Genomic DNA, 13434 nt, shown 5'->3' on the forward strand with positions numbered 1-13434 from the left:
CATCCACCTTGATACTCCGAATAACTAACTTCACTAAAAGGAAGTCAAAAGAAAAAGCACCGCTATATGCGATGCTAGTTCATGTCTTAATCCGATACGAATCGGCTGATCCGATCAATCTTTACATCACTCATCCGATCAGTTTTTCTTTTTTGCGCTTTCTTCTTCTAACAACCAACATAACAAGTAAAACCAGTATGCCAACAAAAGCGAGTAGGACCGCGTAAGCCGTCAGGATAATCGCATTTGGATTTTTGAGGATCGCCCACATACTTGAATCGTGCACTACGATTTTTCTATCATGTGTTTGGGCGTAATACGTCGGCACGTGTGCGACACCATTGATCTTTATGAATGATTTGAAGTAATTCGCAATGGCATACCATTCTTTCACTTCTTGGTGTTCATTCATGTAGATGATTTGGTCTTCAAAGTTTTTCACCGGTGTTCCTTCTTTAGTCTTCGGCACAACAGATAGGATTCCGAATGATTTTTCATTTACAAAAGGAAGCATTTGAACAGAATATAAGCCGCCGACCACACGGTAGAGTGTTTTGTCGTCGATTTCTTCTTTAACGCCCTCAATTGACTGCAAACTAATGTCGGTTACTTTATTAAAAATAAAACGATTCGGATTAAACGTATAACTCAATCCTGCGATAAACAGTTGCACTTCATTCATAATAGGTGTAATAGAGGCATCGACTTCTGCAATGGTTTTCAATTCTTTGCCGGTCAAATAAATATCTAGAAGCGGATAGCCAGAAATTTCATCGGGACCAATCCCCAATGAATTTACATTGAACACATGTGAAACCGTAATGTCGCCTTTGCTAAATGAATCTCTAATCGTCCCTACCGGAACAACTGCAGCAGCAATCGGTTCATAATCATCTCCTTCCAGTTGTTCAACCATGTGAATATAGGAGTCGCCAATCAAGTTTCCGATCGGCTCTTCTTGTTGATTGACTCCTAACGTGGAAAAAGATGTGAAATCAAACGGCGAATAAGCTAGCACTTCATCAAATTCCATTCCAAAGTCGTCGAGGTAATTTTCTTGAATTGCTTCTTTATATATATCAATTGTTTCAGTAATCGTTGAATCCAAAGGAAGAGAATCATCAATTGACCGTAACTCATAGTGATTTAATATCCATTTATCATGTTCATTTTTAGATATATTTAAGACACCTAGGTTTTCTCCATACTCTCCGGCTGATCCTAGTATAGTAGTACCCACAATAAGCGGTTCTTCTAATGTAGTATGGCTATGTCCACTAATTATGACATCAATATCTGGGACATTTTTGGCAATTATTTCATCTTCGGATTGCGACGGAACAGCAGACGTGCCTGCATGTGAAAGAGCGATGACTAAGTCTACATGTTCTTCGTTCTTCAATGTAGCAACTGTCGACTTGGCACTTTCTATTGCGTCATCAAACATCACACCGGACATAGGGGCATTGCCAGCTGCTTCTTTCCCCATCAACCCTATGATTCCTATTCGAATTCCTTTACGTTCGATTACTATATAATCTTTCACGTCATATTCGTCCATCGCGTCTTTTAATGTTTGAATGTTCACGGGAATTTTGCCGTTCTTATCTTTCGGAAAGATTGTATTGGAAGCAACGATACTAGGCAACTTTTCCCCACTATCTTTCGCAGCACGTAAACTACTCGCTAAACCTTCTGATCTAAAGTCGAATTCATGATTTCCTAAAGTGGTTGCATCGTAACCCATCCGCCCCATCGTTTGTAAGCCAGGTGCGTCTGTCGAATAAATCGTTTGAAACAATGTCCCCATCGCGAAATCTCCCGCATCAACTAGAATCGCATTCGGATCTTTCTCTCTTTGTTCAGCAATTGCGCTTTGCAATCTAGCATACCCACCGATTGACAGCTTCTGATTCCCTCTTTCCACCTCAAATGGTAGGAAGTTGTCATGTAAGTCATGCGTAAACAATATCGTGATCGATTCTTCTGCTGATTCTGCGTTTCCTTTTGGAACATCTATTATGAGAATTATGGCTAAGAGTAGAACGATTGAAATGGACTTGACTAGTATGTTCGTAATGATGATGTCCTCCTCATATGGATCTATAGAAATAGAAAGTATTTAGTGTATACTATTCAGCTTAAACTTCACTCCAATTCTCTCGTCTGGTGACAATTGATTTTTCCATAGATCATAGCTTTTTTCCATCATTGCCCGGGAAAGTGTTTCTGCTTGTTGATCATCAGCTGATAATGCAAAAGACAGTAACTTATTATAATAATGTAATGAAGCTTCACGGCGAAATGAGCTTTCAAAGTATTTCACTGCCATTTTTACATAAGCTGACTCAAAGCTGTTTAACACGAGCGAGAAAAGCGGATTCTTGGATAATCTAGCTAACTCCTTTTGAAGTTTCCAATCATACGATGCAAAAGCTTCCGCCGTGTCTGACAACTCATCTATTTCAGCGAGTAATCCTACTACTTTAGGATAATTATGCAGTACCGCTTTTTGTACATATTGAGGCGTTAACGCAATACGCAATTCCAAAAAATAGAGAACGAATGCATCAGGTACTTGATCAAAGTACTCGATAATATCCACGATAGTAGTAATATTGCCTCCGTTCCAATATTCATTGACGACAGCGCGTTGCCCTTTTCGTAATGTCAGCCAGCCTCCGTGACTCAGACGCTGCAAGATTTCTCGAATAGCGGGCCGTCCTAGTTCATACATCGCTGCTAGTTCTCTTTCCGTTTCGATTTGACTGCCCGCCACATATTCTCCTTGAAGAATTGCTTTAATCAGTTCTTTTTCAACAGTTGTTGTTCGATTCATGGCTAGATCTCCTTTATTCACTACTTACGTACGATTTTCTAAATTTCTAGCAGTATCGCTTTTATCGACTTCTTTTTGATCTTTGTACGTTCCAAACGTTTTGTCGATAGCTGTATGTGTAACCCCAAACCAGTAGTTTTCATTTTTAAAATGATGCCAAAGATGTGCTTTCTTTATACGTCTTCCCATTTCGGTACGCGGTTGAACGGGGCGGTGCGCAATATAATGTTTCCATTCATAATACATGAAATAGACGATGATGCCTGCTAGATACGCCACTGTGAATGTAAAGTTACTTGTAATGAAATAAAAAGCAATCGTAAATATGGAGAATCCAGGTAAGCTAAACCAAATTGGCAGAAACAATAGTTTTAAATTTGTCGGATCTACATGATGATCAAAATGTAAGCGCTTAATCGTTTTCAATAAAAATGGATGGGTTGGCGTTTTCATATGGAATAAAAATCTATGAATCATATATTCACTCATCGCATAAGTAGCCATCCCTACAATAAATGAAACCCATACACTAAGAGAGAGTGCGTGTAAAAGAGTATAACTAATCAGCGGGATCAATAGCACAAGCATCATCATAATGTCCGGAAACGTGAAGAACTCTTTTACATATTTTGTATTCATCAACCGTCCTCCTATCTTATTGTCAATCAATCGATGAGGCGTGTTAGCTAACCAATTTCATTTGGTAAGACCATAAATGAAATTGGAGTTACCAAGACTATATATTATTCAGAATTAATAGTCAATTTATTTTTTGGGAAATGAAAAAGCACTACATTAAGAAGCAAATCTAAATTTTCTTATGCAGTGCTATTTTATTCCTCCATTAATTGATACATGTTATACTACTCAAGCGGCAAGTTATGTATAGCAACGAACTTATTTCAGCTAAGGATATCTGCTTCTGGTCGTTGCCAGGGTGGGTATCCTTTGCTGTGTCACAACACGTTTCATTCATATATATTGCATCAGTCTGTTTTTAGAAAGGAAGTAAATTGTGTCTTCATTACAAATTGTTCAAGTACGTTATCCAAAAGCAATGGCTTTTACTCTGATGTTTGGAGCTTTTATCGGGTTATTCGGTGAAACGGCTTTAAATATGGCTCTTACTAATATTATGGCCGACTTCTCGATTAACTCAGCGACTGCACAGTGGTTGACTACGGGGTATTTATTAACGTTAGGTATTCTCGTTCCTGTGTCGTCTCTTTTAATCCGTTGGTTTACTACGAAGCAATTAGTCATTGCTTCTCTCGCCTTTTCCATTGTAGGTACGATTTTCGCTGCGTTAGCACCTAGTTTCGCGGTATTGTTTATTGGTCGGATTATTCAAGCAGTCGGAACAGGCATCTTGTTACCGTTGATGATGAATGTCTTGTTACTAATCTTCCCGATTCATAAACGCGGCGTCGTCATGGGGGTCATGGGACTTGTTATTACGACAGCGCCTGCGGTTGGACCTGCTCTATCCGGCTTAATTGTCGACACACTGGGTTGGTCGTTTATCTTCTGGCTTAGCTTGATATTCTATGTAGCATTAATCGTATTCGGGCTAAAACAAATTGATAATGTTTCGCAAATTAGCAAACCAACAATTGATATCGTATCGATAATCTTCTCCACACTCGGGTTTGGAGGATTAATTTACAGCTTAAGTACGATTGCAGAAAAGTCTATCACGTCTGCACAAGTATATATTCCGCTCATAGTCGGTTCCATTTCTCTCGTACTATTCATTACTAGACAGCTGAAGATGAAGCAGCCGATGATCAACTTACGTGTCTTTAAATATCCAATGTTTGCGTTGGGCACCTTGCTATTGTTCATTGGTATGTTCTTGATTTTGTCCACAGCGATTTTACTGCCTCTGTACTTGAGAACTTCTTTACTCGTCAGCGCAGCAATGGCCGGGCTTATCCTTTTACCAGGCAGCGCCATGAACGCATTGTTGTCTCCAGTCGTAGGCATGCTTACAGATAAATTTGGTGTTAAAAAGATTTTACCGATCGGCTTTTTATTTACCTCCATTTCAAGTGTCATGTTTATCATCATCATTTCAACCGAAACACCTATTTGGCAAATTATTATTGCTTTCCTAATATATTTCGTAGGCATTTCCATGATTATCATGCCTTCACAAACGAATGGGTTAAATCAATTACCTCGCGAACTTTACGCGGATGGTTCCGCGGTAATGAACACCTTACAACAAATGGCAGGTGCTACGGGAACGGCCATGGCTATCACATTACTCGTACATGGCGAGAACTTGCTTCAGAAAGTTTCACCGAGTGCCCCTCCTGTTGAATTAATCGCAGCGGGTACGAAATATGCATTTTACTTTATCGCAGCGTTTGCTGTTACAGGATTTATTGCGTCTCTGTTTGTGAAACGAGTTCGTGTGTAACCGAGGTACTTCAGTCAGCAAGGGATTCATGAAACAGCGGGAACAGATTTCATTACCCTCACACTCACTTTCGCTATGCAGAAAGTTTACTAAATGTATCAAGTCTAGCTGTTTACGAAGCAACGATAAATTATATCCATTAACAAAAACCCTTCTGCGATGACTTCATCGTAGAAGGGTTTTTTGTATAGTGACACGTGTTTAAATTAACGATTCCAGATTCAGAGCAACTTCAATATTCGTAATAACCGCTGTCTGAATTCACTACGACCGTATCACGACCTTGATCTGTCTGAACCGTGAATTTGTATTTCGTATACGTATATTTTTCTCCACTTTTCTGATCTGTGCCAGTGGCTGTTGACTCGGAGACGAAATGAATCGTAATGTAAGCAGGGTCTTGATACGAATAGTCATAACGCAAAATCTGCTTCACTTCGTCCTGTGTCAGCTCAAAATTACGCTTGCCGATTCCCGTATATTTCAAATCATGTATTTTCCATTTGCCACTTTCTTTTTTAAATATATAGTCAACGAAAGCTCCACCCGAAACCGGTCCCGGCGAATCTAGTAAAATTGTGTTGACGACCAGTTTATCTTTGCTCGGTTGCGAATACTGGAGACGAACCGACAATTCCGATACATAGTACGGGAAGAACGATGTATCGCACGCGAAACACACATACGGATAATCGCGCTTCATCTGAATATCTGCAAATCTAGCAGTGGCATATGGCAGTAATTGCGAACGAATTTCACTGAACTTCTTATTCGCTAGGAACCCTCTGATCATCACACCTTCTACTTCAGCTGGTGTACGGTACAGAAGATTCAGCACTTGCGCCTTGCTCACTTTTTCTGTTTCCACAGGCGTAACGCCTACTTTCAATGAACGGCTCAAAAACTCCGCATAATGCGCGCGTGTAACTCGTTTATTGGGCATAAAAATACCGTCATCGCCTTTTGCTATACCATTCTCAAGCAAGACATGCGCATGAACAAACCCCCAATGATCCAAATAAAGGTCATGGAAGCCGCCTGGTCGATCAGTCAGTCGAAAACCGAATGCTAAGTCCAATATTTTCGCCATCTGAATTCGTGTGATCGGTGCGTCAGGATTGAATTTTTGATTCGCCCCTCCGCTTACGATCCCTGCTTGCGTCAAATTCATGATGGGCTGATAATATGGATGACTAAGTGGTACATCTTTGTAGATCAACTTCTTTCCTGCTTTTGGTAGCTTCAGTGCCTGATCAAGTAATGTCGCAACATGCTTGCGACTAATTGGATCATTCGGTCGGAATGTACCATCTGGATACCCGCTAATAAGTCCTTTCTTCTCCATCTCTTGGATCGCTGCATAGTTCGGATGTTTCTTCGGTACGTCCTTGAATTCCTTTGCGGATGCCTGTCCAGAGTTTACGAAAACAATGGATAAAACGAACAGCATGGCGGTCCACAACAGCGTTTGCAAAAGTTTTTTCATGACTTCACTCCTAGTTTGCCAGTATAGTATTTGTTTCAATCCGAAAGAAATATTCTTGAGTGAAACATTACTATTTATTTTACATGAATAGGCTTATTTTGCTAGTCTAATAATACTAGTCGGTAGATTTTTGTTAAATAGTAATTATTTATTCGGAATATATAGCATTAATATATTGAACAGTCCCCATACAGATAACAAACACAAATGTTTAAGTAGTCGTAAAACTTTCATGTAGAAACTCTCGGGTAACTTATTCATACCATAAAAAAGCAGACACATCCCGCGTGTCTGCTTTGCATTTATTGAACTTAATTATATCAGGATGCACTTCCTAGATAGTAGAAGGCGTAATATTGATTAAACCGTTCATTTCTAAGATTTTGGTCTTCATACCTGTAATCGTTTCAGACATACCCTCGCCTAGTTGAAATGGTCTTTCATAGTTCGAGCTTTAAAATTCCATCTCCACAATCCCTACTGTCTAGTGGTGGTACCGGGCTCCCAAACAAGAAGACTAGACACAAAAGCACAACGAATTGTCTTTGTGTCTAGCTCTCAGTAACCTTCATACAACATACTTACTATTAAAATGGACCGTACCCTGTAAGGACTGCATAAGTAATCGCGATAACTCCTACCACAATCCACATAAGTAAGAGAGGAATTGCAAACCTGATCCATTGAGTCCATTTGACTCCGCCTATAGCTAACACTGCCATTAAAACCCCGGAAGTTGGTGCAATAATGTTTGTAAAGCCGTCTCCAAGTTTAAATGTTAGAACTCCGGTTTGTCTTGTCATTCCTAAAATGTCGACAATAGGAACCATAATAGGCATTACGATAGCTGCTTGAGCATCTCCTGCCGTTACGAGTAGATTAAAGCCCATATTAAACACGAAGAGTAACAGTGCACCTATTAATAATGTGGTTGATTCTAATGGAACGAGAACCATATTCACAATCGTATCGAGTATATGGCCATTTTCCATTACAATGACCACGCCTCTTGCTAAACCTGCTACGAGTGCACCGTATGCGATGGACTGTGCACCTGAAATAAAGATTTTAACGAAGTTATTCGGATTGATACGTGCGATGATTGCCACTATAACACCCATCATAATAAAGATACCTGCTAACTCATTAATCCCCCATTGTTTAGTGAAGGCTCCGTAAACGAAAAAGACTAGTGATCCAACAAACGCCAAAATGACAAGCTTTTGTGTAGTCGTAAACTTTGTCACTCTATCTTCTTGAAGCTCTCCAACCTCGTCAGAAACCTGTTGGTGATTCCCGAAAGGTTTACCAGCCATAATTGATTTCTCTGGGTTATTTCTAATCTTTCTAGCATATCTATTTGTATAAATTATAGTGATGGTAATTAAAGCAATAAATACAAATATTCGAAGAACTATTCCTGAGAATAGTGGTAATTCGGCAATTGTTTGAGCAAATCCTAAAATCGTAGGATCAAAAACGCCTGCAATCATTCCGGAATAATACCCTAAATAAATCATCGCTACTCCGGTTATCGCGTCCAACTTCAGGGATCGTGCTAAACCAATACCGATGGGAATAAAAGCGATAACAGCATTTGCTACAACTCCCATTGAAGCTAAAATACCAAACATAGCACTAACTGTTGTGATTAATATAATATACCGGCCTTTTGTTTTATCTATTAATTTATTCAAACCGGAATCAATAGCTCCCGTTGACTCAATAACCGCTATAATTCCACCAATAATGAAGATTAAGAAAATGATATTCGCAGTTTCAACCATTCCGAGTTGAATCGATGTGAATAGATCCAATAAATTGGCTGGATTAGATTCTTGAGCAGTATAACTATTAGGTACAACTTTTGTTATGTCGTCAACGGTTTCCCTCTCATAGGATCCCGCAGGTATTAGATAAGTGGCAATAGCCGCCAATGCAATAATACTAAAAATAATGATATAGGCATCAGGCATTGTAAATTTCAGACGCTTCTTTTTGCGCTCTTGTTCCATAGTGTCCTCCTCCATCAATTCAACTGATTGCACTTATTTATATTCTTTTGTGTTATGTGATGATATCTTGATCATCTTTACAATTAAAAACTAAAACGTTGTGTGTCTATTGGTTCGCAAGGCTGCCCTTCTTTTAAATACATACTTTTATTGGTTAAGTTCATAATGACCGAAAAACATGTAATTGTATCTGTATAATCTGATGTCCCAGGTACTTTGTGTATGCAAATCGAATTGGGTTGGTTTTCGTGGTCAGCTAACCATCCTTCGATATCTTTTTCTGTTACTACATTTTGATACTTTGTTGAATTTTCTATTAATTCTCCCATGCGATCCATTCGATTGTATGAATTTTCTTCCGTACTTAAATTATCATTGCCAATATCCTCAATAACCGCTTTCGAACAGAAGTGGTTTGTATGGTAAAGATAGGAATCCACCGTTTCTTGTTCACCAAATTTACTCGGAGATAGCTCTAAGTTTATCGCTTTATGCACAGCGCCTTTCGCTTGAGCTAGTAAAAAGTTTGCTGAAGATCCTAACTGACCATTCACTACTTTATTTCTAGCTTCATCAATATCCTCTGAATTTAATACTTCTCGTAACCCCAGATGAATCGGTAGTTCATTTGATTTCAGGTTTGAACGTAAAGCATTGAGACAAACACCCAATCCATGTTCATTCAAACCAATCTTTCCAATAATTCCTGCTTCTGTGACCATATGAATTTTCGGGCCATGCTGTTGAGTGATTTTCGTCATAATCAGACTTTTAGCTTGAGCCGATGTCCAATCCCACGTTTGACCCAAAAATGCGTACTCTGATTTAGGCGGCATGATCGCAAAGCTTGTACAACCGTCCGTTTTATTTTGCGTTAATACAATTTCACTTCGTGCATTTAACACTAAAATATCTTCAAAATCTACAGAAGCACCTTTTGCAAGCCCTTTCATTTCTTCAAGTAAATCAACATTTGTCTTCTCAATAGAATCTAAATAGTGTTTCCCCATCTCTCTAGCCTGACTCCACGTGATACCCGCATTTTCGAAAAATAATTTTTCATAGGAAGTGATACTCGTTAGAACCTCATTTTTCGCTTGCTCTCCATGACTCAAACCAATCTCATATGGTGATCCACTTAAGTTCAATATCTTCATTTTACTCCACCCTTTAAAAATATTTATTAATTATTATGAAAAACGATGATATCGCTTTCATTTTTGATCGTAAAAGTAGTGTACTTCAAAAATCATGCGTATCCTTCGTCCAATTTCTCGCAAATTGCCGAACGACAAATTTTCCACTTGTGTACTTTCTGACAACAACATTTCTTTTATTCATATGATACTTTAAGTTTAGCTTGCTAGTCATCATTCGAGAAGTATATAATTCATATAACAACTATACATTTTTCAAATACTTAGAAAGCGGGTGACGGAACAATGGAATTAAGACAGCTACGTTATTTTATAGCGGTCGCGGAAGAATTAAATTTCAGTCGCGCTGCAGAACGACTACATATTACCCAACCGCCTTTAAGTATGCAAATTCAAAACCTAGAAAAGGAAATGGGCATTCTTCTATTTAATCGAACGAATCGCAGGGTTGAATTGACAGCGGCTGGTCAACACTTCTATCAGGACGTCGTCAAAATTATCGATTCTTTAGAAGGTTCAATTGAAAATGCAAAACGGATACATCTTGGAAAACTAGGGTCATTGCGTGTCGGATTTGTTGGTTCAGCAACCTATGATATTCTCCCTGCAGTGTTACGGGTATTTCGTAAACAATTCCCTGATGTTCAAGTGCACATATCCGAATTGTCTACAGCGGCCCAACTGGAAGCATTGCGTCAGAATGAAATCGATGTCGGTGTCCTAAGACCGCCAATCCTTGATGATACGCTTCACACCGAAATCGTTTCCATTCGTCCTTGCGTACTCGCGGTCCCCAAACAACATCCTTTACTTGAATTAGAAGTAGTCACGCTGGAAGACTTAAAACCATACCCGTTCGTATTATTATCACCAAAGACATGGCCCGGCTTCTACACTGAAATTCTAGGACTATGCCATCCGGTCATCCAACAAGAAGCACTTGAATTTCAAACAGTCATCGGCTTAGTTGCTGCTGGTCTTGGTATAGCCATCGTGCCCCAATCTACCATGAATCTGCATACACAAGAAGTCGTCTATATTGATTCCATTCAACAGTTACCGCTCGCTTCGATGGGCGTTACGTATCGACGCAGTGATCAATCAATCCTTGTCAAAGCTTTTTGTGAGATTGCAGTTCAAGTTGCTAGAAATCTAGGATAATTTTTTAGAGCAAGGTACCTTTTGCAAATGCCCTGCTGTATATCGTACTCAGTGATGACGGATTAATGAATGGTATATTAAAATAGTGCAGGTATAAAATACAAACATTACTATATAAACAACCATGAAAGATTCTCAATCAAACACTTTTCACTAAAACTACCACACAAAAAAGCAAGCGTCTATTTCACGCTTGCTTCCATCTGTTTACGGGCCATATTGACCTTCAAAAATTGTTGAAGCGGAGATGTTGATGATTCCGTACATTTCTTGAACGTGGTATTTTTTATATATCGAAGCTTCATTTAACATACTGCCCGACACATTGAGTGTGCCTATTCTCTCATTTAGTGGAATAAGTTGAATTTTTGTTTTAGTATAGCCTGGCTTTCCATAGACCATAACTGATTCATATAAATCTGTATCTGTCTTCCATATAACACCTTCAATTTCATCCAATCCAACATCTTTAGCCTCTAATGTGACCATTGACGGCTTCATTTCTTCTGTGACTTCCATTAATTTAGCGGCCTGTCCTCTTGTCACATCTGTATTTATGCCGAATGTGTTAGGTGAAGTCCCTGTAGTAATTCCTAATTTATAAAGGATCAAGATATTTTCACTGTGCGATTGTGAAACATGAATATCTTTGAACGGATTTTTCATGCTCTGAAAATTGTAGCGTGGTAAATCAAATGCTTTAACAAGAATTGAAGTAACGTATAGACGTTGAATTTTGGATATAGTTTCAATTTGATTTACTATTATTTCCACAAAAAAGCAGACACGTCATTCGTGTCTGCTACGTACTCATGCACTATAATTAGAAATCTTTATGCAACTCATAAATAGTGGAAGGCGTGATATTGATTAAACCGTTCATTTCTTGAATTTCTATCTTCATACCCGTAGTGGTATTCGCTAAACCTTCGCCCGGCACAAAATGCGCTCCATCTACCGAGTTCTCAAATTCCATCTCCACAACCCCTACTGCCTTGGCGGTAACACGGAACACATTCGTTCCGGGATCTCTTGTAATGCTTGCGATGTCATTCGCATTTGGTGTTAGAATTGTATGCTTTCCTATCTTTTTCAATGCTTCCTTATCATAATAATAATCATGAATGAATAATTCTTCTACATCAAATACATATGTTAACCGTTCTTTTAATGTTTTTATATCGTAATGGAATCCTCTATCATGATGAACTCCTTCTTTTGGCACTGTAGCTTCAATCGCATAGCGAACATCTTCACCTGTAGCAAATCGTGCTGTCGCAATATACTTTCCAGGTTTTTCAATCTTAATGCATGTAAAATAGTCATAGTTAGTGCAATTTTCGAATGGGACATTGTCAGACACCAAGTTCCCTCCTAGTGTAGAAAGGCTGATGTTTTTGACCTTTTCTTCCGGCGATACTTCGAGTAACGCATCTGTCGGTACATAATCATCCGTCGCTTCAAGGGTTAGCTTTAATTCACCATTCACATTTTTGATAAGAACATAAAACTTTTTAGTTATTCGCTTTCCTGAAATAGAGCCGCCAACGCTGATCCTCCCTTTTCCCTCTTTCAATGGGAGGAGCTGAGCCCTCTCTTTTGTATAACCTGGTTTTCCGTATACAGGCAGTAACGTATACAGCTCCTTGTCGCTATTTGTTATAGAACTCGCACCATAAAAATCATCAAACCCGAAAGTTTCTGCTTCTAACGTGATCATCGTTGTGGGTTTGTTCTCTTCGGTTGCTTTCATCAATTTAGCTGCCTGCCCTCTAGTTACAGGCGCGTTCACGCTGAATGTATCAGGCGATGTTCCTGTCGTGATGCCTAATTTATAAAGGGTCAGGATATTCGGACTGTGCGAACCTGTGACAAGAACATCCTTGAACGGATTTTTCACATCATATACACTATAGCGCGGCAAGTCGAACGCTTTGACGAGGATGGAAGCCAATTGCCCTCGCTTCACAGGATCATTTGGTCCATAACGTCCGTCTTGATAGCCGCCAATAATATTTGCTTCTGCAAGCGCGGCAATTGCTCCGTGATAGCCGTTTGCTGTCGAGACGTCTGAGAAGCCTGGATCTTTGACATTCTTTATGTCCATTCTGATCAATTTCGCAATAATTGCAGCGGCTTGTCCACGCGTAATTGATTTACTCGGTTTAAACGTGCCGTCCGGATAACCTCCAATGATATTGCGTTCTGCCAACTCATTTACCGCTTCTGCAAAATGTTTCGTAGAAGGCACGTCAGAAAATCGTTGATTACTTGCAGCTGAGCTTGATAATGGGAGGCTAAGTACAAGCAAACATGCACCCAGTATCATGAATAGTTTCTTCATTTACTCT

10 protein-coding genes are annotated in these 13434 nt (G+C 39.3%); 2 read left to right on the forward strand and 8 right to left on the reverse strand.

The window, feature by feature from the left end; all coding sequences use genetic code 11:
• Positions 1-130 precede the first annotated feature (130 nt).
• The 3 genes from CSV61_RS01865 to CSV61_RS01875 form a co-directional block, all read right to left on the reverse strand.
• On the reverse strand, positions 131-1969 hold the full coding sequence (locus tag CSV61_RS01865; RefSeq protein WP_199173566.1) for a bifunctional metallophosphatase/5'-nucleotidase: 1839 nt from the start codon (positions 1967-1969) through the stop codon (positions 131-133).
• A 153-nt stretch (positions 1970-2122) separates the two neighbouring features.
• Positions 2123-2839 (reverse strand): GntR family transcriptional regulator, encoded by a 717-nt coding sequence (locus CSV61_RS01870; RefSeq protein ID WP_099637875.1) that lies wholly within the window; start codon positions 2837-2839, stop codon positions 2123-2125.
• A 24-nt stretch (positions 2840-2863) separates the two neighbouring features.
• The gene (locus tag CSV61_RS01875) at positions 2864-3478 is read right to left on the reverse strand and encodes a sterol desaturase family protein (RefSeq protein WP_099637876.1); all 615 of its coding nucleotides are present in this window, start codon (positions 3476-3478) and stop codon (positions 2864-2866) included.
• 418 nt (positions 3479-3896) lie between these two features.
• Between CSV61_RS01875 and CSV61_RS01880 the strand changes: the two genes are divergently transcribed.
• On the forward strand, positions 3897-5264 hold the full coding sequence (locus CSV61_RS01880; RefSeq protein ID WP_099637940.1) for a DHA2 family efflux MFS transporter permease subunit: 1368 nt from the start codon (positions 3897-3899) through the stop codon (positions 5262-5264).
• A 232-nt stretch (positions 5265-5496) separates the two neighbouring features.
• Here CSV61_RS01880 and CSV61_RS01885 read toward each other — a convergent pair whose 3' ends face one another.
• The 3 genes from CSV61_RS01885 to CSV61_RS01895 form a co-directional block, all read right to left on the reverse strand.
• A complete protein-coding gene (locus tag CSV61_RS01885; protein ID WP_099637877.1) occupies positions 5497-6750 on the reverse strand; it encodes an S-layer homology domain-containing protein in 1254 nt (417 codons plus the stop codon).
• 587 nt (positions 6751-7337) lie between these two features.
• Positions 7338-8765, reverse strand: a complete 1428-nt coding sequence (locus CSV61_RS01890; protein WP_099637878.1) for a YfcC family protein — start codon at positions 8763-8765, stop codon at positions 7338-7340.
• An 83-nt stretch (positions 8766-8848) separates the two neighbouring features.
• Complete coding sequence (locus tag CSV61_RS01895; protein WP_099637879.1) at positions 8849-9922, reverse strand: C45 family autoproteolytic acyltransferase/hydrolase; 1074 nt, start codon at positions 9920-9922, stop codon at positions 8849-8851.
• 285 nt (positions 9923-10207) lie between these two features.
• Here CSV61_RS01895 and CSV61_RS01900 point away from each other — a divergent pair, with 285 nt between their 5' ends.
• Entirely contained in the window at positions 10208-11083 is an 876-nt protein-coding gene (locus tag CSV61_RS01900) for a LysR family transcriptional regulator (RefSeq protein WP_099637880.1), read from the forward strand.
• A 207-nt stretch (positions 11084-11290) separates the two neighbouring features.
• Here the strand turns inward: CSV61_RS01900 and CSV61_RS01905 are convergent, their stop codons facing one another.
• Complete coding sequence (locus tag CSV61_RS01905; RefSeq protein WP_099637881.1) at positions 11291-11857, reverse strand: S-layer homology domain-containing protein; 567 nt, start codon at positions 11855-11857, stop codon at positions 11291-11293.
• 49 nt (positions 11858-11906) lie between these two features.
• Entirely contained in the window at positions 11907-13427 is a 1521-nt protein-coding gene (locus CSV61_RS01910; protein ID WP_099637882.1) for an S-layer homology domain-containing protein, read from the reverse strand.
• Positions 13428-13434: the final 7 nt, after the last annotated feature.

The sequence above is a fragment of the Sporosarcina sp. P3 genome (genome assembly GCF_002743415.1).
GTDB classification, from domain to species: domain Bacteria; phylum Bacillota; class Bacilli; order Bacillales_A; family Planococcaceae; genus Sporosarcina; species Sporosarcina ureae_A.